Origin of the sequence: Desulfosoma caldarium (genome assembly GCF_003751385.1) — a bacterium.
Classification (GTDB): Bacteria; Desulfobacterota; Syntrophobacteria; order Syntrophobacterales; family DSM-9756; genus Desulfosoma; species Desulfosoma caldarium.
The window spans coordinates 450,077-473,141 of sequence record NZ_RJVA01000011.1; the positions used below are offsets into that span (position 1 = coordinate 450,077).

A 23,065-nucleotide genomic window follows, 5' to 3' on the forward strand; every position below is an offset into this window, starting at 1 on the left:
CACACAACCAATAAGGCCTTCATGGGTCTTCTCAGAAATCCTGATCCCATTGGTAACTGTGCACCACGAGAATTCCTTTTTCAGTCGCCTGCTGCAGCAGCTTGGGTGTGGCGTAATGGGTGACCAGAATGGGGACCAAGTCGGCCACTACGACGCGCCCGATCTTTTGAAGCTTGCGTAGCAGCGCTTTCAGTTTTGAGGCGTCGTCCAGCCTCAAAACGGATTCCCCCACCAGTCGCACTTCTTTACCTTCTTTCAACGCCTTTGCCCAGAAGTTGACCTCTTCCTGGGCCACCTCGGTGCGGATGAAGCTTTCCGTCACTTGAATATGATGCACCTTATGAAGGTACGTAGGGAGTTTGCGGTAAGCCTCGTTTTCCAAAGCATAGGCCATACTGCGGGACAAGCCGCCGACCTGGTCGCGGGTCCCTTTTATGGCTTTGGCCAAGGTACCCACTTCGTACTCCGTGCGTTTTTGGGCTTCGGCCAGTTCGTTGAGACGTTCTTCGGTGCGTTTTTGGGCTTCGGCGAGTTCGTTAAGACGTTCTTCGGTGCGTTTTTGGGCTTCGGCCAGTTCGTTGAGACGTTCTTCGGTGCGTTTTTGGGCTTCGGCCAGTTCGTTGAGACGTTCTTCGGTGCGTTTTTGGGCTTCGGCCAGTTGAAAAACTTTTTCTTCTGTGCGTTTCTGCGCCTCCGAAAGATCACGCACGGACCCCGCCAAATCGGCGACAACGGCTTTCAGGTCGGCGAAGTCAGCCTTGGTGACCACAGTTCGCCGATAAGTTTCCAATTCCTCGATGATAGCAAGAAGAACTTCTCGCAAATCTTCGGGAAACTGGTCGAGTTTTCGAATCAATGAGGCGGTGATGGCCATGGGTTTTCTGGTTCCCCTTTTGGATTTGTTCTTGCGGGCCTGAGACGCTTGTTCGAGAATAAATTGAAATTTTTATCCCTGCAGGGGCGCCGCACGGCACGATTCGGTTTCGGTACGTGCGCCGCTTCCCACGTGGGCTTCTCACGCAAGCTTCAAATGCGGCCTCGCGATTTAAGACGATACTACTCTAAAAGCGTGCTCTGGGCAAGTTTCTGCACGCCGCTGCCGTCAGGGGCATAATCTTTGGCTGTTGGGGATTGACAGGCTTGGCGGGACCCGGTTACGAGTCGATGGATGGTGTGTGTGTTAGCAGAAAGAGGTCACCGAAAGGAAACCCACACAGGGTGAGGAGGGTGCCATGAATGTGGAAGAGGTCTTAGAGAAGATTCATTGGCTCGGTCACGATGCCTTTCGTGTGGACGGCTCAAAAATCCTTTACTTTGATCCTTACGAAATCCAAGGCGGTCCTTCAGCTGACGTGATTTTGATCAGCCATGAACACTTCGATCATTGTTCCCCGCAGGATGTGGCCAAGATACAACAACCTCAAACGGTGATCGTCACCGACGCCGCTTCGGCTCGAAAGCTTTCGGGCAACGTACGGGTCGTTCGTCCCGGAGACCGCTTGGATCTAGACGGCGTGCTCATCAACGTGCTGCCCGCCTACAATGTGAACAAGAAATTCCACCCCAAAGCGGCGGGCATGCTGGCCTTTGTGGTAACGATGGACGGCATTTCTTATTACCATGCCGGGGATACGGATCTCATTCCCGAAATGTCAGGACTGCAGGTGGACATCGCCTTCTTGCCCGTTTCCGGAACATACGTCATGGATGCCCAAGAAGCTGTGCAAGCCGCCAAGATGATTTCACCTAAGATGGCCGCCATACCCATGCACTACGGAGCCATTGTGGGATCCGAACAGGACGCTCAACGCTTTCAGAAGGCTTTGGAAGGGCTCGTGCACGTTGTCCTTTTGAAAAAAGAATAATTCAGGAGAGGGCCCATGGAGGTGGGCTACGTTCAAGCTTATCGGAGCGGAGTGCTGCAGCAAAGAATCCATAAGGCTTTGCGATGGCTTAAGAAATGCTCCCTATGTCCGCGCCTGTGCCGCGTGAATCGCCTGGCCAATGAAAAGGGGGTGTGCCGCACCGGCCGATACGCCGTGGTCTCCAGCTACGGGCCTCACTTCGGGGAAGAAGATCCCCTGGTGGGTCGAAACGGGTCCGGCACCATTTTTTTCACGCACTGCAATCTGCTGTGCGTGTTTTGCCAAAATTACGACGTCAGCCATGGAGGCCACGGGGTTGACGCTTCACCGGACCAATTGGCCGGCGTCATGGTGGAATTGCAGCAGCGAGGCTGCCACAACATCAACTTTGTCACCCCAACGCACGTGGTGCCGCAGATCCTGGAAGCCTTGCCTCTAGCCGTGGAACACGGCCTTCGCGTGCCTTTGGTGTACAACTGCGGCGGTTACGAACGGGTCCCCGCCCTAAGGCTTCTGGATGGCATCGTGGACATCTACATGCCCGACTTCAAGTTTTGGGACGCAAAGGTGGCCAAGGAATTGTGCCAAGCGGAAGATTATCCGCAACGAGCGCGCGAGGCGCTTCTGGAAATGCATCGGCAGGTGGGGGATCTGAGCTTAGATTCCTCAGGGCTGGCCGTGCGAGGCCTTCTGGTGCGCCATTTGGTCATGCCCAACGGCCTTGCCGGCACGGCAGAGGTCTGCCACTTCCTTGCACGCCATATCTCTCCCAACACGTATACCAACATCATGAACCAGTATCACCCATGCGGGCGCGCCATGGACTTTCCATCGCTCAGGCGGCGCATCACCGCTGAAGAATACGAAAACGCCCTTCAGGCCGCTCGAGACGCCGGCCTGACCCGCCTGGACCGCCGAACCCGCCGGTTCATTGTCTGGTGACGGACACCGCTCATGCACCAGGAACCCGCAAAGATCTACGCCATCGGCGATGTGCACGGCATGCTCTTCAAGCTGGAACGGCTTCTGGACCGCATCCCCTTTCGATCGGATCGGGACCTTCTGGTCTTTGTGGGGGACTACGTGGACCGCGGACCGGATTCTCGAGGCGTCATCGAGCGCCTCCTGCAGCTCATGGCCCAAGGCATCCATGTGGTGTGCCTTCGTGGAAACCATGAAGTGATGATGGAAAACTACCTTCGAGACGAGGAGGTGGAATTTTTCCTGGTCAACGGGGGTGCCACCACGGTTCACAGCTATTCAGTGGGCAATGAAGGCGGGCGTTGCACCGTTCCCGAAGCGCACAAAAATTTCCTGCGTGGACTCAAGAAGTTTTACGAAACGGACGATTACCTTTTTGTCCATGCAGGGTTTCGCCCTGGCGTCGCGGTTCTCGACCAGTCGGACGACGACGTCTATTGGATTCGCAACGAATTCATCGCTTCCGACTATGACTTTGGCAAGAAAGTCATTTTCGGTCACACGCCCTTTGTGAAGCCCTTCGTGGACAGGAGAAAAATCGGGATCGACACGGGCGCCGTCTACGGCAACAAGCTCACCTGTGTGTGCCTTCCCGACGAGGTGTTTTACAGCGTCTGAGAGATGGTCTACGAAGGGGGTTTCGAATGGCGAGAATTGATGCGTTTTTCAAGCTCATGCACGAGCAGAAGGCGTCGGACCTGCACCTGGTCTCGGGCCAGCAGCCCGTGCTGCGCATTCGCGGGGAACTGGAACGCGTCAAATACAAAGTGCTGGACGATGATGAACTGCGATCCATGCTCTACGAAATCACGCCCGAAGATAAGATCAAGACCTTTGAAGAAACCGGAGATTTGGACTTTTCCTATGAAATTCCAGGGCTCAGCCGATACCGTGTCAACTACTTCATGCAAAAAAACGGTATCGGCGCCGTGTTTCGCGAAATCCCCGAAGAAATTCTCACCGTTCAGCAACTGGGCCTGCCGCCGGTCATTTCTCGGCTAGCTTTGCTACCTCGAGGTCTTGTGATCGTGACGGGTCCTACCGGCAGCGGCAAATCCACGACCCTAGCCGCCATCATCGACGAAGCGAACCGCAAGCGCAAGGATCACATCATCACCATTGAGGATCCCATTGAGTTTGTCCACAAGAGCAAGAACTGCGTCATCAACCACAGGGAAGTGGGGACCCATACGCGAAGTTTTTCCAGCGCTCTTCGAGCAGCCTTACGCGAGGACCCGGACATTATCCTAGTGGGCGAAATGCGCGATCTGGAAACCATGCGCCTGGCCCTTGAAGCCGCCGCCACGGGCCATTTGGTCTTTTCTACTTTGCACACCACCAGCGCCGCCAAGACCGTGGACCGCATCATCGAAGTGTTTCCCACCGGTGAACAGGCCCAGATTCGATCCACCCTGGCCGATGGATTGCGCGCCGTGGTCTCCCAGGCTCTGTTCAAACGCGTCGACGTCAAAGGGCGCATCGCTGTCCTGGAAATTCTTATCGCCACTCATGCCGTGCGCGCCCTCATTCGCGAAGGCAAGACCCATCAGATTCCTTCGGCCATTCAGACTGGAAAAAAATACGGTATGCAGACCTTGGACGACGGCATCATGGAGCACCTGCGAGCCGGCCGCATCAGTCCCAACGAGGCTTACATGAAGTGCGTCGAAAAAGAAAAATTCAGACAGTACCTCACCGAACCGCCCACGGATTTTACCGAGGTGTGATGGGTTCGGGGGTGACGCCTACCACAAGGGAGCGTTCCTTCCATGAAGCGCCAAGACTTGAACAGCATTCTGCACAAGCTTCTCGACGAACATCCCACCTTGTCGGACATCAATTTCACGGTGGGCAAGCCCGTGCAGGCCGAGGTGGACGGGGTGCTGCGCCCCGCCTGTGCCGACCTGGGCCTCGGCACGCTCACCCCCTATCACACGGAGCACATTGCCCTGGCCCTCATCGGGCCGGACCGGCGTCTCGTAAAAAATCTCCTGGATACCGGATCCTGCGACTTGTCGTACGCCCTGGATGCCCGTGCGCGATTCCGCGTGAACGTTTTTTCTCAGCGGGGCTTCTATTCCGTGGTCATGCGCATGCTGCCTTCTCGCGTCATGAGCATCGAGGAGCTGGAATTGCCACATGTGTTCAAGAGGATCGCTGAGGAAAGGAATGGGATCGTTTTCGTCACGGGTGCCACGGGAAGCGGCAAGACCACAAGCCTTGCGGCCATTCTCAATGAAATCAACCGGTCCAAGTCGGTCCACGTGGTGACTTTGGAAGATCCTGTGGAATATGTTCATCCGCAGCTTAAGGCCACGTTCAACCAAAGAGAATTGGGTGAGGACTTCGATACCTTTGCTAACGGATTGCGCGCCGCATTGCGCCAGGCTCCCAAAGTGATTCTGGTGGGGGAAATGCGAGACCGAGAAACGGTGGAAATCGGGTTGAGCGCCGCAGAAACGGGCCATTTGGTTCTGACCACGCTGCACACCATCGATGCGTCTCATACGGTGAACCGTCTCGTGGGCATGTTTGAACTGGAAGAGGAGCGCCTCATTCGCATTCGCTTGGCCGATGCCATGCGCTGGATCGTGAGCCAGCGGTTACTGCCCAAGGTGGGCGGTGGCCGCGTGGCCGCTTTTGAAATCATGGGAAACAATCTTCGAGTGCGCGAATCCATCATTCACGGGGAAAGTGAGGGCAAGACCTTTTACGAAATGATGCAGCAGTCCCGCCCCTTTGGATGGACAACATTTGACGATTCCATCGTCTCGTTGTACGAAAAGGGACTGATCACGGAAGAGACGGCTCTGGGGTATGCGTCCAATCGAGCGGAAGTGAAGCGGGGCGTGGACCGCATCAAGGCGGCTCGAGGCGAAAAGACTACGGACATCGAAGGGCTCCGCATCGATCAGGACTATGCTCGAAAGATTGCCTGACGCTGCCCTATTGGGTCGAGAGGCCCAACGGCGGGCGGGTTGATTCGGCCTTGAAGCGCCTTTTCCGTTTTCCTTTGGTAAAGCGCCGCGATGCCCATGGGGTGAAAAAGAAAGCCGCCGTCATGGTCCGATTCAAAAAAACTGTAGATTGGTCCCTTTACGTCATCACCGATGCGCAGGTCATTGGCGGCCGTTCCTTGACGGCAGTGGTGGAATCCGCGCTGCGGGGGGGAGCCACGGTGCTTCAGTATCGTGAAAAGAAAAAGTCCACACGGGCCATGGTGGACGAGGCGATGGCTTTGGCGGCCCTGTGCCGGACTTACCATGTGCCGTTGCTCATTAATGACCGGATCGATGTGGCCTTGGCGGTCGACGCCGATGGCGTGCACCTCGGCCAAGACGATATGCCTTTGCGGCTGGCTCGTCGCCTTTTGGGTCCCCATCGCCTCATCGGTTTGACGGTTCATCATCGCGAAGAAATTGAAAAAGCGCAGCAGGACGGAGCGGACTACATTTCCCTGGCCCCCGTATTTGCCACACCGACCAAGCCGGATCATCAAACACCCATGGGTGTAGACGGCCTGAGACGGCTCATGACCTGGGTGCGGTGCCCGGCGGTGGCCATTGGGGGCATCAACGCGCACAACATTCGGGACGTCCTGCAAACCGGTGTGAACGGCGTCTGCGTTGTTTCGGCCATACTCGGCCAGGATGACCCAGAACGGGCGGCTCGTACCCTGCGCGCTCTCATCGCCTCCACGCCCGCATCATGAAGCCTTCCAAACCTATCGTCAGAGATCTCGGCGAATTTGGACTCATCGAGCGTCTTCGACAGCGCGTGTCCCCGGGGCCTTCATCGGTGCTTGTGGGGATTGGAGACGACGTGGCCGTTCTTCGATCCACCGCCGGCCGGCTTCTTTTGGCCACATGCGACACCCAAGTTGAAGGGATTCATTTTCTGCGCCACACCGTGCCCCCGCGCTGTCTCGGCCAACGCGCCGCCGCGGTGAACCTCAGTGACATGGCCGCCATGGGAGGAGTGCCTTCGTGGGCTTTGGTTTCCTTAATGCTGCCAGACAAGACGCCCGTGGCGTGGGTGGACGCGCTGTATCGAGGTTTAACTGAGGGCCTGGAACGTTATGGCGCCGCCCTGGTGGGAGGGAACACGGCGCGGCATCCCGAGCGCATCGTTGTGGATGTGACCTTGTTGGGCGAAGTGGATGAGGCGAAAATGGTCTTGCGTCGTGGAGCGCACATCGGAGATTTTATCGTGGTCACGGGTTCCCTTGGTGCTTCGAAAGCGGGTTTGGAATGTTTGCGCGTCGCGCCTTTTATGGCTCAAGAAGCGGCTAGGACTTTGAATGAAACCGAAGACGCTACACTCGATGAACTAGAAATGGCCTGCGGCGATGCTCCATCACAAGGGGAAGCGGCGCAAAACCTGATGGCGGCGGTGGATCGAGACACATGGATGCGAGCCGTGCACAGGTACTGGGTGCCTGAACCTCGCGTGCAAGAAGGGCAAGTGTTGGCCGCATCGGGCTGGGTCCATGCCATGATCGACGTGAGTGACGGGTTTTTGGGGGATCTTGCGCACCTTTGTGCCGCGAGCGACGTTGGGGCGGTCATTCATGTGGACGCCGTGCCGGTGGATTGGGCATGTCAGGGCGTGGCTCAGGCCCTGGGGCAAGATCCTTTGCTTTGGGCCTTGACCGGGGGAGAAGATTACGAAATTTTGGCGGCGGTGCATCCCGAGGGACTGGATCACGTTCTTCAAGCGGTGGCGCAACAGAGTGCCGTGACGTGCCATGCCGTGGGGCGAATCGTGCCTCGAGACCAAGGGATTCAGTGTGTGCGCCAAGACGGTTCTGCGCTGGAGGCGCATTGGGGTAAGGCCTGGGATCATTTTCGTCAGGAGGCGGCTTCATGAAAATTCCTCGCGCGCTCACCATTGCCGGGTCCGATTCCGGCGGTGGAGCCGGAATTCAAGCAGATCTCAAGACCTTTTCCGCTCTGGGCGTGTTCGGCATGAGCGCCGTGACGGCTTTGACCGCCCAAAACACCGTAGGCGTGCGAGCCGTGTGGGAAGTGGATCCCGCCTTTGTTTCCGCTCAAATCCGCGCCGTAGTGGAAGACATCGGTGTGGATGCGGTGAAGACGGGCATGTTGGCCACATCGGCCATCATTCAGCAGGTGTCTCGAGACGTGCGTGACCTTCGCCTCACCCGTTTGGTGGTGGATCCCGTCATGGTGGCCAAGAGCGGCGATGCCTTGCTGCATTCGGATGCCGTTTCCGCACTGGTGGAGGAGCTTCTGCCCCTGGCCCTGGTGGTCACCCCCAATCTGCACGAAGCGGAAGCGCTCGTGGGTTTTCCGGTGAGAAAGGTCGAGGACATGGAAAAGGCGGCTCGAAAGATCAAGGCCTTTGGACCTCGCTATGTGGTGCTCAAGGGAGGGCATCTGCCGGGGGATCCCATGGACATTATGGACGATGGGGAAACCGTGCGGCGATTTCCCACGACGCGCTACGACACGCCGCACACGCACGGCACCGGGTGCACCTTTGCATCGGCCATCGCTGCCGGATTGGCCAAAGGGTTGGATGTTCCCAGCGCCGTGGCTGAGGCCAAGGACTACATCACCGGAGCCATTCGAGAGGCCTTGCCATTGGGGAAAGGCCATGGGCCGGTCCATCATTTCCATGCGCTGTACCGGCTGGCCGGATGGCGCTTCGAGCCGTAACTTGAGCCGACTATCTTCCCTCGTCAAAGACGCCCCATTCCTGGGAGCGCGCTCGGCCTGCCCGGTATGCAGCGGGCCAAAAAAGCCAGGCATTACTGTAGGCTCCCGCTTTCGCGGGAGGGCCTGGAGTGTGTACTCGAGGGCGCGAGGGTAACGGGAGTGTTCGTGCACCCTGAGACGAGGCGCGGTTCGGAAAAGGAAGCCTTGGAAGCCCCCTCTTCATCAAGATGCGAAGATGCCTGAAAAAAGTGGATTCTATTTGTCAATTTTTTCTTTTTTCTTAAATCTATGAAAATCAATCACTTCTGCGTGTCTGCCGCGAGGTTTCGTACCATTCGGGGTCGCCTCCTGCTTTTTTAGGGCGAGGATTTGTTCTCGAAGTGATGGATCCTGGGCGAGGATCTTTTCGATTTCCATTTCCCGGTTTTTCCATTCCACCAAGATATCTTCGAGATCCCACTCTATATGGGCAAAGTGCCCAACGATCTCCATCATTCGATGGACCAGAAGTTCATGGGGCCCTTTCAGGTAAAAAGGCATGTGCGCCCAAAGGTTCACGGCGGTCATGGAGCTGTGACGCAGTTCGTAAAGAATGGCCGAATACACGGAAGCCGGCCCTTCATAGGTTGCGGGCTGGCACTGCCAGTGACGCAAAAGGTTGTAACCCGCCGCGTTGACGGCCACTCCGGAAATGCGAATTTCATCGTAGAAGATCTGGTCATAAAGGCTTCCCACAAGAAGCAATTCTTCGCACTGCCACGTCGTGGCCGCTTCAAGAAGTTCCGAGACAAACCTCCGCCATTGCACCGAGGGTTCAGGGCCTATGGCAAACAATACGTTGTGATGGGCTTCCGCTTCGGGCCGATAAAATATCAAACTGTGCCAGTGAAAATCTTTGAGCACTCCGTGATGAATGCGTACCGTAGGGCGCTGTTCCGAAGCGGGCACGTAGGCATCCATTTCCATAAGGGCGGCCACTCGGCAGGGAAGCCTTTTCTGAATGGCCGAAAAGACCGTGTCTGCCATGCCTCCGGCATCGAGCCACCCTTTCAGGAACAGCACCATTTTGGATACACGTGTTAGGTCTTCACGCAAAATGATGGCCATGGACGAATTTCCTTGGCAGAAAATGCCCGGCATCCAGGATTTTCAACAAGGCTGCGCAGTCCTGAGCTACCCAGTCGGGATGGCATGCATGAAGGTCCATAAGCGAAACGCGGCCGCTGGCCACAGCGGCCGTGCGCACTCCGGCGCGTTTTCCCGTTTCGATGTCCAGAGGATGATCCCCCACCATCAGAGCATGATGCGGAGATGCGCCTAGAGCGGTCAGGGCGGCGTTCAGGTGCTGCGGATCGGGTTTGACGCGCTGCACATGGTCTCGAGCAAAGAGCTGAAAACGGAACCGGTCCGCGTCGGGAAAGACAGTGCGGACGGCTCGAGCACAATTTCGAGTCACCACGGCGACGGCGACGCCGCGTCGCTCAAGGTCGTGCAACATGGGGCGCGTGAACTCAAAGAGCTTTCCACAAGCGGCGGCTTCCATTTCCATGGCTTCGATGCACGCCAGAGCTTGGGCTTGAAAAGCGGGCGCCAAAGCCTTCACGCCGTCCTGAAACTGTTGGGCGATGGCGTCGATCCATTCCAGAGCGGGCATGGCCGAAGGTTCAGGTCGGTGTCCGAGAAACGGCGCGGCGATTTGAGCGATTCGCTGTTTCATTTCGATAAAATCGATGTGCAGTTCTGCCAGGGTGCCGTCGAAATCAAAAAGGATGGTTTCAATGACCATGAAAGCCTCGGGTAAAGGTGGCGTTCTTGAAATAGGCGTCCTGAGGACGGCGATGGAACTATATCATCCCCTTTTAAAATCGCAACAGGCCTTGCACATCCTTAACGCCTTGACTAAGGTGAAGCGTTTAAAAGACAGGAGTCGGCTTAGTGGGCCTTTACGGAGCTTAGACCAATCCTTTAAGGCAACGGAGGGCAGCAGATGGGCGTTGGGGGGCATAGCGGCGCAGGAGGATCAAGAATGGGTTTTCAGGTGGCCACGTTAAGTTTCGATGCGGTGGTGGATCGACTCTTGCAAAAAAACGAAGCCTATCATGCCAACTACTTGGCCATGTACTCGTCCTGGTTTGAAGGGATCTGCACCGATCCCCGCATTATGCTCATTCCCCTGGACGATCATCTAGTGCACCGAGGGGACGGCGTTTTTGAAGCTTTCAAGTGCGTCAACGGGTTTTTGTATCTTCTGGACCGGCATTTGGACCGACTGGCGCGCTCTTGCGAGATCGCTCAGCTCAGCTGGCCCGTCAGTCGCCGCGATCTGGTCAAGCGGATCAAGGAAACCGTGCGCGCTGCGCAGAGTCCAGATTGCCTCGTACGGCTGTACATTTCGCGAGGTCCAGGCGGCTTCAGCACGGATCCGTATGAATGCCCGGCAAGCCAACTCTACATCGTGGTCACGCGAATGCATGAGGTGCCGAAGGAAAAGCTCACGCAAGGTGTCACGCTCAAAAGCAGCCATATTCCCATCAAAAAATCCTATTTTGCCAACGTCAAGAGCTGCAATTATTTGCCGAACGTGCTCATGACCAAAGAGGCTCGAGACGCCGGCGTCGACTTTACCGTATCTATTGACGAAAACGGCTTTCTGGGGGAAGGGGCCACGGAAAACGTGGGCATCATCACGAAGGATCGCCGATTTCTGGTGCCGCGATTTGACCGCATTCTTCAAGGCACGACGGTCACCCGCATGATGGAACTGGCTCGGGACCTGGTGCTTTCCGGAGACCTGGCGGAAGTGGCGGAAGTGGACATCCGGCCGAAAGATGCCTATGAAGCGGCCGAAATGCTCATTTTTGGCACCACCTATTCCGTGCTTTCGGTGGTGGCCTATGACGGACGGGTCGTTGGGGACGGTGTGCCCGGACCATGGTATCACCGCTTTCGCGCCATGCTGTTGCAGGATGCCGAGTCCGGGCAAGGTGTTCGAACCCCAGTATGGTCCGATGAGGACGACGCGGCGTGATGGCCGATGAGTCCATGCGCAGGGAGTGGCCTTCGTGAACGGGAACGAGGAAACCTGGGTTCACAGAGTGCAAGGGATCCTTGACGCCACGGCGCGGGCTCTGGCCGCCGTTAAGGAGCAGGATGCGGAAACCGTGGTGCGCATGGCGCACGTGGTGGCCGGCGCCTTTCGATCCCGAAGGCGTCTCTATCTTTTCGGGAACGGGGGCAGCGCCGCCGATTCTCAGCATCTGGCGGCGGAATTTATCAACCGGTTTCAAAGGGAAAGAGACCCTTTGCCGGCGATGGCGCTCACCACAGACACCTCTGTGCTCACCAGCATCGCCAATGACTATGATTTTCGGGACGTGTTTCTGCGTCAGTTGCGAGGCTTAGGTGAGGCGGGGGATGTGGCCTTGGGGCTGAGCACCAGTGGGCGGTCGGAAAACGTTCTGCGCGCCTTGCGATGGGCTCGGGAACACGGTTTGCACACCCTTGGCCTTGCGGGTGCGCAGAAAACGGACATGGACGTCTATTGCGACCTGATTCTTCATGTGCCCGATGCTGTCACAGCCCGTGTTCAGGAAGTGCACATCACCGTCGGCCATGCCCTGTGTGACCTGGTGGAAGAGATGCTTTACGGGGCCGGGGCCTCGAAAAACCCTATGAGTCCGGTGCGGTGTGGGTGAGCGGCGTCATGGAACCCTTGTGTTTGAAAAAGATCCGTCCTGTAAGCCTTAGGGATCGTCCGGGCAAGGTAAACGTGGAGGATATGGGAAAACCTTGGCGACCCGGAGGGTCTTTTTGCGAATTTCTTCAATCCCTGCCCAAGCCTCTTGCCGGATGGGACTTTCGGGAGGCAGTGGAGAGAACAGCGGGAGCCGCCGCGGCCGGCCGCACGGTGCTTTTGGGTATGGGCGCCCACCCCATCAAAGTGGGGTTGAGCCCGATGGTGATCGATTGGCTTCGCGCTGGGATCCTCAAAGGGGTGGCCTTGAACGGCGCGGGCGTCATTCACGATGTGGAAATGGCCCTGGTGGGTAGAACGTCTGAAGATGTGGGGCCGGAACTGCATGCCGGTCGTTTCGGCATGGCCAGGGAAACCGCCGATTTCATTCACGAGGCGGTGCGCCGTGGCGCAGGTCGAGAATCCGTGGGATTGGGGCGCGCTGTGGGAGAAGCCCTGATAGAAGCTGAAGTGCCGTACGTGGAGCATAGTATTTTGGCCACGGCGGCCGAGCTCCAGATTCCCGTCACGGTCCACGTGGCCATCGGCACGGACATCATTCACATGCATCCGTCCATGGATGGAGCGGCTACGGGGGCCTTGAGCCACACGGATTTTCGCATTTTTTGCGCCTTGGTTACGCGTTTAGCCGGCGGCGTCTACATCAACCTGGGATCGGCCGTGATCTTGCCCGAAGTTTTCCTCAAAGCCGTAGCGGTCGCTTTCAACCTGGGGCATGACCTTCGCGGCCTCACCACCGTTGCCATGGATTTCCTTCGGCCATATCGGCCTGAAGTGAACGTGGTGGAAAGGCCCACGGCGGGCATAGGGCGCGGCTTTTCGTTTGTGGGACATCATGAAATCCTGTTTCCTCTTTTCTGTGCCGCCGTCAGGGAAAGAATGCATGAAGGAGGAATGCATGCCGACACGCATTCGCATTGAGACGCCGACTCTGGTCATGGACGCCACTTTGAACGACAGCCCCACGGCCCAGGCCATCGCCCGCGCGTTGCCTTTGGAGGCGGAAGCCAACCTGTGGGGAGATGAAATCTATTTTTCCATTCCTGTGAGCATGCCTCTGGATGAATGGGCCAAGGATCTGGTCCATGCGGGCGATGTGGGCTATTGGCCCACGGGGAAAGCCTTTTGCATTTTTTTCGGTCCGACACCCATCAGCGCCCCGGGGGAAATCCGCCCGGCCAGTGCCGTCAACATCGTGGGGAAGGTGTGTGGCGACCCGGCGCATTTCAAGGCGGTCAAGGACGGAGACCTTGTTCGCGTCGTGACGGCGACTTAAGATGCTCAGTGCACCGTGGGTGCGTGGAATCCAGGAAACGAGGTGATCATCATGCCAATCTACGAGTATCGATGTGAAAGTTGTGGAGAGCGCTACGAGTGCTTGGTGTTTCGAAGCAATGAGGAGGTCTGTTGCCCCAAATGTGGATCTTCCCAGGCGCACAAGGAAATGAGCGTTTTTGGGTTCAAGAGCGGCGGGGAGAAAGGCGCGGCCAGCAGTCGCATGGGTTCCACCGGAGCGTCGTCCTGTTCCGGATGTTCCGCACGCAGCTGCGCCACGTGCCATTGATCGCGAGGACCCGTCAGAGCGAAAGGGGATCGACGATCACAGTCGGCCGTGCTTCGTCTCGCACGGATGAATGAACCCCTCATGGGGGCGGGTTGGTGTTAAGGATCGCCGCAAGGCGAGATTTGCTACGTGCAATGGCAGACTCAGGGCACGGCCCGTGCCTTTCATTGCGGCATCGCGCGCCGCCCTCCCCAGAGGGCTATTGGGGCTCGGCCCTGTGTTCCCGTGACGTAAAGCATAGCTCCATTGCATGAACATAGAGGGAGGAATTCTTGAAGCCGCACGTGGTCATCGGGACGCGCGGAAGCCTTCTTGCCCTGCGCCAAGCGAACATGATCAAGGAAGCGCTGGAAGCGCAATGGCCCGGCTTGCGTGTCACGCTGGAAATCATCAAGACCACGGGGGACAAAATTCTGGACGTGCCCTTGGCCAAAGTGGGCGGCAAGGGGCTTTTCGTCAAGGAAATCGAAGAGGCTCTCATGGACGGTCGCGTGGACCTGGCCGTGCACAGCATGAAGGACGTGCCTGCAGTTCTGCCCGATCCTTTGACCCTGGCTGTGGTGCCCCCTCGAGAAGACCCTCGTGACGTCCTCGTGGCCCATCGAGCATCGGGACTGAAAGATTTACCCTCGGGCGCCCTCATCGGCACCAGCAGCCTGCGCCGAGCCGCGCAGATACGGCATCTTCGACCCGATCTGCGGGTGGAAAATCTTCGAGGCAACCTGGACACGCGGCTTCGCAAGGTGCGTGAAGGCCTTTACGATGCGGTCATTCTGGCGGCGGCGGGGCTTCGGCGCATGGACTGGCAGGATGCGGTGACGGCCGTGATGGATGCCCAAGAATTCGTTCCCGCCATTGGGCAAGGGGCTTTGGGGATTGAAGTTCGAAAGCAAGACCTAGCGGTTCGAGAACTGGTGGCCCCATTGCATCACGAACCCACATGGCGTGCCGTGACGGCGGAACGCGCCTTTCTCCACGAGTTGGGGGGAGGATGCCAGGTGCCCATTGCCGGGCATGCGGAGGTTTCCGACGGCACCGTGACGCTCACGGGCTTGGTGGCGTCCCTGGATGGTAAAATCGTCTATCGCCTCACACAAAGCGCCTCGTTTGGCCAAGAAGAGCTTTTGGGTCGAGGTCTGGCGCGGCAGCTTCTTGAAGCCGGAGCGCGAAGCATTTTAGAGTCCCTGATGGCTCAAGAATTCCTCGAGCCACAGAGGCCTGATTGTTGAGATCTTGCGTCGATCGAGAGTGAGGATCCTGTGAAGAGCGGTAAAGCCTATCTCGTGGGGGCAGGCCCCGGGGACCCGGGCCTCCTTACCCTCAAAGGCCGGGACGTTTTGGCTTTGGCCGATGTGGTCATCTACGACTATTTGGCGAACGAAGAATTGCTTAAGTATGCTCCGGCCCATGCGGAACGGATCTATGTGGGCAAGAAGGGCGGGGATCATACCCTAAGTCAGGAAGCCATCAACCGACTTCTGGTGGAAAAGGCTCGAGACCGCGTCGTGGTGCGCCTTAAAGGGGGCGATCCTTTCGTTTTCGGCCGAGGAGGCGAAGAAGCCCAGGAACTGGCCGCGGCCGGGATTGACTTTGAGATCGTTCCCGGCGTCACGGCGGCGGTGGCCGTTCCCGCCTACGCCGGAATTCCCTTGTCCCACCGGGACTACGCCTCCAGCATGGCTTTCATCACAGGGCACGAAAGGGCCGACGGAGCCAGCCCGGAAAACAAGGAAACCCTCGACTGGGAAAAGCTGGCCTGCGGTGTGGGCACGCTGGTCTTTTTCATGGGAGTCAAGAACCTTTCCGAGATTGCGCAGCGCCTCATGGCCCACGGCCGTTCTTCACAGACCCCTGTGGCCGTCATTCGCTGGGGCACCACGCCGCAGCAGCAGACCGTCGTGGGCACACTGGGCGATATCGTCGAAAAGGTGCAGGCCGCAGGCCTGAAACCTCCGGCCATCATTGTGGTCGGCGAAGTGGTGCGTCTGCGCAAGGAACTCAATTGGTATGAAACAAAACCCCTTTTCGGCAAAACCGTGCTGGTGACTCGAGCCCGAGAACAGGCCAGCGACTTTCGAAAGGCGCTGGAAGCCCTGGGGGCGCGCTGCGTGGAATTTCCCACCATTGCCATTGTGCCTCCGAAGTCTTGGGATCCTTTGGACGCGGCCCTTGCGTCCCTGGATCAGTACGACTGGGTGGTTTTTACCAGTGTCAACGGCGTGAAGTTTTTCATGGAAAGACTTTGGGCCTCAGGCCGGGACGTGCGGGCTCTGGCCGGAAGGCGCCTTGCGGCTATCGGGCCCAAGACGGCCGAATCCCTGGAGCAGCGGGGCCTTCGGCTGGATGTGGTGCCAAAAGAGTACCGAGCGGAATCCCTGCTGGAAGCCTTGGGTGAGACCGCCGTGCGCGGCCAGCGCTTTTTGCTGCCTCGAGCCGCTCAAGCCCGCGACGTTTTACCGCAAACCTTACGCCGATGGGGGGCTCAGGTGGAGGTGGTTCCGGCCTATGAAACGGTTCCGGCCGCCGATGGGGTAAATGAGCTGAAGGCCATGCTGGCACGCGGCGACATTCACGTGGTGACCTTTACGGCTTCGTCCACCGTGACCTTTTTCGTGCAGGCCGTTGGAGCACCCCATGCGGCCGAGCTTCTGAAAAAGACCGCCGTCGCCTGCATCGGGCCCATCACGGCAGATACCGCGCGCTCCTTTGGCATCGAACCCACCGTGGTGGCGCAAGAATACACCATTCCCGGCCTCGTGCACGCCATGGTTTCCCACGTTTTGCAAGCTGTTTGAAAGCGCCCTGTGGAAGCGGGGCGCGCTGCAAAAGCGCATCGGATTGTCAAGACCCCTAGGAATCAAGACCAAAATGTGCGTTATGGTGACCGCGCTGCTTTTGGGTTGTGTGTCCCTACGTGGTGCTTCGGTAACGTAGGGGTGCGGGGTGGGGGCACCAGGGCAAGGGACATTTTCACCCTGTGCCCATAGCGACGGGTTGTGATGGTTTTAAAGCGCCGCACCCCATCCGACAGCGACATCCGCACCCCATCGGGCAACAACATTTGAGCCCCACCTCCGTCAACGACAACGTAGGGGCAGCCCTTGTGGCTGCCCCATATTGGGTCAGGCACGGGGGTCATCGGGGCAGGCACAGGGGGCTGCAGGGCAGGCACGGGGGGCTGCCCCTACGTGGTGCCCCGGGTATCAATGGAGGTGAGCAAAAGGCAGTGTCATGATCCCTAGGAATCAACACCAAAATTTTCGTTTTGTGTACGCGGTGCTCTCGGTGTTGTCCACTTGGACCCAGCCCTCGATGATCTCCTTGGCCTCATGAAAAGACGAAAACAGGTTGAGCCGGATACACTTAAGCGTTCTCATGAACCGCTCGATCATTCCATGGGTGATGTCTTCAGGGCGCAGACCCCAAGCACGCACCAGCTCGAGATAACGTTTCGACGTGAAGACGAGCCCGTTGTCATTTTCAGGGCATGTACGCGATAGGCAGCTTTACTCTGTTAAGCCGGCAAATGAGCGTATCTTCCAAGCCCCCTTTCGCCACCTTGGCGTTTTGTCGACGGCTGATGCGATAACCCACAACCTCCCGGTTCCAACAATCGATCACCGCAACCCCATGACACCACCCGGAATCCGAGCAGAAAAAGTGGGTCATAGCCGTTGCCCAGTGCTTATGGGGACTCTCAGCCACCGAGGGTTTCTTTTGAATTTGAACAGGAGGCCGCATGCCTCAATGACGTTGAATCACGGTCCAACCATGGCGCCATATGATTCACTGGGCCTTTTTCTTGTTGACAATCAAACCCATAAGCCGACACCGCTTGACGGTGGTCCTTCCATAGCCATAACGGGGATAACGCCGGATAAGCTGCTCGATGGCCTGTTCCACCTTCCGATCAACCCCCGCCGGCTTGCGCCTTCGAGGCTCGTCGTTCACCGTCGACCCACAAACCCCCACCCACTCAGCGACCTTGCGCAAACTCACCTTATGGCCCTGGGCCTCTAGCTTCGTTTTCCATCGTAAAATGAACTCTCTTCCTCGCTGACAATAACCTCACCGTAAAACTTCATTTACTTCGTTGTAGGTATTCCTCAGGGTGCCGTCGCCTACCTGCGCGGATTTCAAGACTTTTAGCGTCGGAAATCCTCAACTGCGCCAGGCGCCGGAATCTTTATGAAAAAACACCCCACCGTCTGGATCGGGCGCGGAAATTCTCTGTTGGAGAGAAATGACAAGCGGTGCCTTCAGAGCCAAGCAAGGGGGCATGTCTAACCGGTTGTCTGTGCCCGACAGGGATTTGTTCCCGCTTTGAGGGATACTGGGGACGGAAGGCAGAATGTAAGTTAACCATAAATTTTCACCACGGTTGACGTAAGAAACCAACAGGTGCTAAGAGCTCCGCGTGACCAATGGGTTTTCGCGGAGAAAAAAGGAGCCTGCTCAATGAATTGGATCGATTCTCTGGCACGACGGGTGATGGACGGAGGGGAGGTGAGTGGTTCGGAAGCCCGGGCACTCATGGAGATCCAGGGATCGTCGGTGTACGATCTCTTGACGGTGGCCAACAAGATTGCACGGAAGTTCAAGGGCTTTCAGGTGGAATTGTGCGGCATTGTGAACGCGAAGAGCGGTCGTTGCCCGGAAGACTGCGCCTTTTGTGCCCAGTCGATGCACCATCGCACCGATGCTCCGGTCTACGGGCTCAGGCAGACCGACCACATTCTTGCCGCCTCCCGTAACGCGGCCGCTTTTGGGGCGGCGCGTTTTGGGATCGTGGCGGCCGGAACCGGTCTTGATGAAGGCCGTGAGTTGGATCGAATCTGCGAAGCGGTTCGCCAAATAGTTCATGAGGGTTATCTAAGTCCATGCGCCAGCCTTGGGATTGTGTCGGAATCGGTTCTTAACCAGCTCTGGAAGGCCGGCCTTAGGCGCTACCATCACAACCTGGAGACGGCCCGTAGCTTTTTTGGCAACATTTGCACGACGCATGCTTATGAGGAGGATGTTCGGACCGTGCGCGTGGCCAAGAAGCTGGGTTTTTCGGTCTGTTGTGGAGGTATCTTTGGGATGGGCGAATCGGAGGCGCAGCGAGTGGAGTTGGCTCTAACTTTGCGAGACTTGGCGGTGGATTCCGTACCCATCAACTTTCTTGTTCCGGTGCCCGGGACTCCCCTCGAATTCATGCCGCCTTTGTCCCCCTTGGAATGTCTCAAGATTATCGCCGTTTACCGGTTTGTTCTCCCACGGGCCACGATCAGGGTATGCGCTGGAAGGGAGCGAAACCTTGGTGACTTGGCCTCGTGGATTTTCTTTGCGGGAGCCAATGCCATGATGATGGGCCCGTATCTCACCACGGCCGGTCGCCGGCCCGACATGGACGTGAAAATGGTCCGGGATTTGGGTTTTCACGTTGAGAGGTGTGATGATCCGCCAATTGGCCAGGGACCGGCCGATGCCTTGCCCCATTTCCAAACGTTTCAGCAGGCACCCGGCACCCAAGAAAACAACTGATGCAACAGGCCTATGAGGCCGCTCGCGCGCTAGAGCGGTTTGCTGCGTGAAAGGCCGGGTAGGCTTGCGCTTCTTCTTTACCCATGGTTTTTTCGAGCAGCTTCGGGTCTGCCAGGGTGAGGTCCACCAAGATCAGAGTGTCCAGAGCGTTGGAAAAAGCGGGATCCACGTTGAAGCCCAAAACCGTGCCGCCCACTTTGATGTTGTGTCGAAGCAATACATGCAAGGATCGTTTCTGATTTTCCAGATCGGCCACTCAATCTGAAAATAGGTTCACGTCCCTCAATCCACGGCAGAGAAGCCTCGTGTTCCAGGGCGCGGAAAGCTTGAAGCGCGGGGGGGCGCGGGCGAACCCAGCGCCCCAGTTTTCCGGAAAAGCAATGGTTTTCGAGCACAGAAAGAATCAGGTGCCGAGACAGGACATGGTAATCGTAGCTGATGCTCACGGGGCCGATGAGGGGCGTATAGATGCGTCGGCGAGCCACATAACGGCCAGTCCCCCTCCACAAGAGCCACAGAGGCGCGTAAGCCTTTTGGTATTCCGGGCGCACGAAGGACCGGCCAAGCTCGAGGCTTGTCTGCAAAAGGGGTCGAATGCCCGGTCCGTATTGAAAGAGCGTATGGGTGTAAAGGCCGGAAAGGCCGAAACTGTTCAGGATGAGATCGACTCTTCCGATGCCGTAGGCCCCCACCAACTCCCCTGCCTCTTCATGCCAGAGGAAGATGTGTTCGTAGTATCGATCGAAGCGGTCCAAATCGACGGATTGACCGGTTCCTTCTCCGGCATCCCGAAAGGCAATTTCCCGCAGCCGCCCAATTTCCGTCAACACGTGAGGAATTCGCTCGGCGAATGCACAGTAGACTCGGTACGGGCCGGCTTGAACCAGGCAGTCCGTATCGGGCAGTTATCGCACATCGTGAACAAGCCGTTCCTTCGGCAAAGGAGGGGCCACCGGAGATTTTCGACGCAAAGGCGTCAAAGGGGCTCCTTGAGTGCTGATAAGGTCTCGGGCCCGAAGAAACTTATTGGATTCCGCGCTCAGTCCCAGTGCATACGTTCGAGCCCGAAGGTAGTCGGCGGCATGGCGCGCTTCTTCCATGGAGGCAGGATTCCGAAACGCGACAGGGTTTCCCACGGTGACGCACACCGTGGCCCCGGTTTTGTTCAGCAATTCCCTGGGCAGTAAAAGGGTGCGAAGGCTTGGGTGGACAAGTCCCATAAATTGAAACAGCAAGCTGTTTCGACCTTTAAAACAGACCGGTACCACAGGGCATTGAATTCGAAGAGCCAAGCGGGCCACGGTCCGATTCCATGGAGGATCCATAATGCGCCTTCGCTGCACGTGGACGTGGGAGACGGTCCCGGCAGGAAAAACCACCAAGGCACCTACAGATTCCAGCCACTTTAGGCATTGGCGAAGGGGACGCACGTTTCTTTTGGCGGCACCTGTGTGTGCAAAGGGATCGACCCCGATCAGCATTGGCCTGACTTCCGCTATCCTTTCCAAAAGCCCATTGGTCATGATTTTGAAGTCGGGGCGAATGCCGAGCAAAATCCGAGCTAAAAGAATCCCTTCCAGCCCTCCAAAGGGATGGTTGGTCACCACAATCACCGGTCCTTGACCAGGAAAGGCGACCGTCGTTCCGCGAAGACGCACTCGAACTCGAAGGGCTCGAAGGGCGCCGTCCAAAAAGCTTTCTAGATTTACGGTATCCTCCACGGACCGATAAACTTTCTCCAGTCGATCCAATGCGGCGATTTTTTCAAGCAACTTGAGCAACATGGGGTGCTGTCCTGCGGGAGTTGCGTCGCCTGACACGAAAAGAGATGGCTCATGCTTCTTCATGGCAGATCTTTTCTTCGTGACTCCATTAGACGGCTTCGCGCAGGGCATCGCCTTTTCCCCCGTGAAAGTCGGCCTCGTACATTTGCCGCATGGTCAAGAAGGCTTTTTGAAAGGACCGTTTCTCCACGAAGGCGCGGGCTTTTCTCCCCATTTCACGGCGCTTTTCAGGGCGGCTGCTCATCCACACCAGGACTTGCAGCAGGCTTTCTTCCACGCTACCGCGAAAGATGAGGCCCGTTTCACCTTCCATCACATTTTCCTGCGGTCCGCCCTGATCGCTTAGCACCACGGGAAGGCCCGAAGCCTGGGCTTCCAAGACCACGTTGCCAAACGTGTCCGTGGTACTGGGAAAAACAAAAAAGTCGCAGGACGCATAGGCTTCGGCCAGCTCCTTACCGGAAAGGTAGCCGGTGAAGACCGCGGGCGTTCCTTCCAGGGTGCGTTCCATCTCCTCTCGATAAGGACCGTCGTCCACCACCACCAGGGCCGTGTCAGGATGCGTCTTTGGAAGCCTTTTGTAGGCCTGGCAGAGCAGATCCAAATCTTTTTCCTTGGAAATGCGGCCGACGTAGAGAGCCGCCGTCTTGCCGTTTAAGCCATGCGGGAGCCGAAAGCGCTCCGATGCGAGTCCTGGATGGAAAAATTCCGTGTCAACACCACGAGGATAGGTTCGAATCTTTTCCCTTGAAACGCCATGATCGATGAGTTCTTGGCCGGTGGCGGCGGACGGCACGTAGATTTGATCCATTTGATTGTAATACCAAATGATGTAACGCCAGGTGGCCGCTTCCAAGCCTTCGTCGCCCGTCAAGCGCTTCACGTATTGAGGAAAGGCGGTGTGGTATGTCGCTGCGATGGGCAGCGAAAGAATGCGGGCGGTCGCCAAAGCGGCGAGCCCCATGGGGCCGGGCGTTGCAGAATGAATCTGCGTGAAGCTTTGTTCGTAGCAAGTGGCCAGGATCTGCAAGAAAGGTGGAAGACTTAGGGACAGTTCCGGATATTCGGGCAGCTGATATCGCCCCACAGGCCTGAAGTTGATCACGCCATCGGGCAACCCGTCGTCCGATTCTTCCGATGTGAAAAGCGTCAATTGATGCCCCAGGTCTCGGGCTGTTTGAAGCTGCTGAAGAAGCGTTTTTGCCACCCCGTTCACGTCCCGAACCGTGTCCAAAAAGTGGGCGACGGAAAATATCCCTTCGCGCGTCTCCCCATGCATGGAAAGGTTATGACGTCGGGCAATCTCCTTTGCCAAAGCTTTATCTTTAGTGAAGTGGGAGTAGGCCACAAAATAAGGGGCCAAAAGGCCGTAAAGGGCTGCGGCCGACCCGAGACTGCCAAAGGTGTCGAACAGGTTGCCGCTGCGAAGAGACCGAGCCGCTCGATCCACTAGGTGGACGAGAAGGGAGTCGGCCACCTGGCCCACGAACCGATACCAGATCTTTTCGGCCATGGACACGGGCGTATTGAGGGCTGTATTGACGACGGTCGTAAAGCGAGGATCCTTTAAAATCAGGCACCGGGAAGTTTACCAAAATGCCTTGACGGGAGGAAGTTCGTCGTCCAGCGTCGATCGACTCCAACGGCTGCGTGCCGCTCGCGCCATGTCGTATACGCGTGCCGACCACGAGGCCGATCTTTCTTTCCCGTTCACATTCAAAGTCTTTTCCAGGAACCTCAAAAGGACATCTTTGCGACTGTGTCGGTCCAGGCGAAACCTTTCGCGATAATGGCGATGTTGAGAGAGCTATGGTCGTCAGAACCGGATATCAGAACCTTTTTGGCGGAGTTCGTGCCGACCGGGTGGATGTTGTGTGTTTCAGCGAGGCGAAGAAGACAGGCGTGATCCA

At 57.4% G+C, this 23,065-nt stretch carries 21 protein-coding genes and 2 pseudogenes; 16 read left to right on the forward strand and 7 right to left on the reverse strand.

The window, feature by feature from the left end; translation table 11 throughout:
- Positions 1–31: 31 nt before the first annotated feature.
- Positions 32–874: a hypothetical protein gene (locus EDC27_RS07925; RefSeq protein WP_123290053.1), complete on the reverse strand. Its 843-nt coding sequence runs from the start codon at positions 872–874 to the stop codon at positions 32–34.
- A gap of 358 nt (positions 875–1,232) precedes the next feature.
- Here EDC27_RS07925 and EDC27_RS07930 point away from each other — a divergent pair, with 358 nt between their 5' ends.
- The 8 genes from EDC27_RS07930 to thiD all read left to right on the forward strand — a co-directional run bounded on the left by EDC27_RS07930 (position 1,233) and on the right by thiD (position 8,527).
- On the forward strand, positions 1,233–1,865 hold the full coding sequence (locus tag EDC27_RS07930) for an MBL fold metallo-hydrolase (protein WP_123290054.1): 633 nt from the start codon (positions 1,233–1,235) through the stop codon (positions 1,863–1,865).
- A 15-nt stretch (positions 1,866–1,880) separates the two neighbouring features.
- Positions 1,881–2,807, forward strand: coding sequence for a radical SAM protein (locus EDC27_RS07935; RefSeq protein ID WP_123290055.1), 927 nt, complete (start codon positions 1,881–1,883; stop codon positions 2,805–2,807).
- A 12-nt stretch (positions 2,808–2,819) separates the two neighbouring features.
- A complete protein-coding gene (locus EDC27_RS07940; RefSeq protein ID WP_123290056.1) occupies positions 2,820–3,464 on the forward strand; it encodes a metallophosphoesterase family protein in 645 nt (214 codons plus the stop codon).
- 26 nt (positions 3,465–3,490) lie between these two features.
- Positions 3,491–4,573, forward strand: coding sequence for a type IV pilus twitching motility protein PilT (locus EDC27_RS07945; protein WP_123290057.1), 1,083 nt, complete (start codon positions 3,491–3,493; stop codon positions 4,571–4,573).
- A 42-nt stretch (positions 4,574–4,615) separates the two neighbouring features.
- Positions 4,616–5,785, forward strand: coding sequence for a type IV pilus twitching motility protein PilT (locus EDC27_RS07950; RefSeq protein ID WP_123290058.1), 1,170 nt, complete (start codon positions 4,616–4,618; stop codon positions 5,783–5,785).
- Between the two features lie 122 nt (positions 5,786–5,907).
- On the forward strand, positions 5,908–6,558 hold the full coding sequence (gene thiE, locus EDC27_RS07955; RefSeq protein WP_123290151.1) for a thiamine phosphate synthase: 651 nt from the start codon (positions 5,908–5,910) through the stop codon (positions 6,556–6,558).
- A complete protein-coding gene (locus tag EDC27_RS07960) occupies positions 6,555–7,715 on the forward strand; it encodes a thiamine-phosphate kinase (protein WP_123290059.1) in 1,161 nt (386 codons plus the stop codon). Before thiE ends, EDC27_RS07960 begins: the two co-directional genes overlap by 4 nt.
- On the forward strand, positions 7,712–8,527 hold the full coding sequence (gene thiD / locus EDC27_RS07965; protein ID WP_123290060.1) for a bifunctional hydroxymethylpyrimidine kinase/phosphomethylpyrimidine kinase: 816 nt from the start codon (positions 7,712–7,714) through the stop codon (positions 8,525–8,527). Before EDC27_RS07960 ends, thiD begins: the two co-directional genes overlap by 4 nt.
- Positions 8,528–8,782: 255 nt before the next feature.
- Here the strand turns inward: thiD and EDC27_RS07970 are convergent, their stop codons facing one another.
- Entirely contained in the window at positions 8,783–9,634 is an 852-nt protein-coding gene (locus EDC27_RS07970; protein WP_170161691.1) for a PAC2 family protein, read from the reverse strand.
- Positions 9,615–10,313, reverse strand: a complete 699-nt coding sequence (locus tag EDC27_RS07975; protein WP_123290062.1) for an HAD family hydrolase — start codon at positions 10,311–10,313, stop codon at positions 9,615–9,617. Before EDC27_RS07975 ends, EDC27_RS07970 begins: the two co-directional genes overlap by 20 nt.
- 240 nt (positions 10,314–10,553) lie before the next feature.
- Here EDC27_RS07975 and EDC27_RS07980 point away from each other — a divergent pair, with 240 nt between their 5' ends.
- The 8 genes and pseudogenes from EDC27_RS07980 to bioB form a co-directional block, all read left to right on the forward strand.
- Positions 10,554–11,555 (forward strand): aminotransferase class IV, encoded by a 1,002-nt coding sequence (locus EDC27_RS07980; RefSeq protein WP_170161692.1) that lies wholly within the window; start codon positions 10,554–10,556, stop codon positions 11,553–11,555.
- Between the two features lie 34 nt (positions 11,556–11,589).
- Positions 11,590–12,222: a D-sedoheptulose-7-phosphate isomerase gene (locus EDC27_RS07985; protein WP_123290152.1), complete on the forward strand. Its 633-nt coding sequence runs from the start codon at positions 11,590–11,592 to the stop codon at positions 12,220–12,222.
- 83 nt (positions 12,223–12,305) lie between these two features.
- Positions 12,306–13,202: a hypothetical protein gene (locus EDC27_RS07990; protein WP_245994344.1), complete on the forward strand. Its 897-nt coding sequence runs from the start codon at positions 12,306–12,308 to the stop codon at positions 13,200–13,202.
- Positions 13,180–13,557, forward strand: coding sequence for a cyclophilin-like fold protein (locus EDC27_RS07995; RefSeq protein ID WP_123290064.1), 378 nt, complete (start codon positions 13,180–13,182; stop codon positions 13,555–13,557). The genes EDC27_RS07990 and EDC27_RS07995 overlap by 23 nt, the downstream gene beginning before the upstream one ends.
- 51 nt (positions 13,558–13,608) lie before the next feature.
- Positions 13,609–13,845 carry an FmdB family zinc ribbon protein gene (locus tag EDC27_RS08000; RefSeq protein ID WP_123290154.1) on the forward strand — a complete coding sequence of 79 codons (237 nt, stop codon included), beginning with the start codon at positions 13,609–13,611 and terminating at the stop codon, positions 13,843–13,845.
- A gap of 272 nt (positions 13,846–14,117) precedes the next feature.
- On the forward strand, positions 14,118–15,074 hold the full coding sequence (gene hemC, locus EDC27_RS08005; RefSeq protein WP_123290065.1) for a hydroxymethylbilane synthase: 957 nt from the start codon (positions 14,118–14,120) through the stop codon (positions 15,072–15,074).
- Between the two features lie 30 nt (positions 15,075–15,104).
- Complete coding sequence (cobA, locus tag EDC27_RS08010) at positions 15,105–16,640, forward strand: uroporphyrinogen-III C-methyltransferase (protein WP_123290066.1); 1,536 nt, start codon at positions 15,105–15,107, stop codon at positions 16,638–16,640.
- Positions 16,641–18,303: 1,663 nt separating this feature from the next.
- Positions 18,304–19,281, forward strand: a pseudogene (bioB, locus tag EDC27_RS08025) (biotin synthase BioB); the annotation flags it as partial.
- A 100-nt stretch (positions 19,282–19,381) separates the two neighbouring features.
- Here bioB and EDC27_RS16505 read toward each other — a convergent pair.
- The 4 genes and pseudogenes from EDC27_RS16505 to EDC27_RS16250 form a co-directional block, all read right to left on the reverse strand.
- On the reverse strand, positions 19,382–19,597 hold the full coding sequence (locus EDC27_RS16505) for a hypothetical protein (RefSeq protein ID WP_245994345.1): 216 nt from the start codon (positions 19,595–19,597) through the stop codon (positions 19,382–19,384).
- Positions 19,598–19,889: 292 nt separating this feature from the next.
- Positions 19,890–20,201 (reverse strand): annotated as a pseudogene (locus EDC27_RS17045) (GNAT family N-acetyltransferase); the annotation flags it as partial.
- Positions 20,202–20,276: 75 nt separating this feature from the next.
- Entirely contained in the window at positions 20,277–21,155 is an 879-nt protein-coding gene (locus EDC27_RS08035; protein WP_123290071.1) for a lysophospholipid acyltransferase family protein, read from the reverse strand.
- 88 nt (positions 21,156–21,243) lie between these two features.
- The gene (locus EDC27_RS16250) at positions 21,244–22,668 is read right to left on the reverse strand and encodes a glycosyltransferase family 4 protein (protein ID WP_211334817.1); all 1,425 of its coding nucleotides are present in this window, start codon (positions 22,666–22,668) and stop codon (positions 21,244–21,246) included.
- Positions 22,669–23,065: the final 397 nt, after the last annotated feature.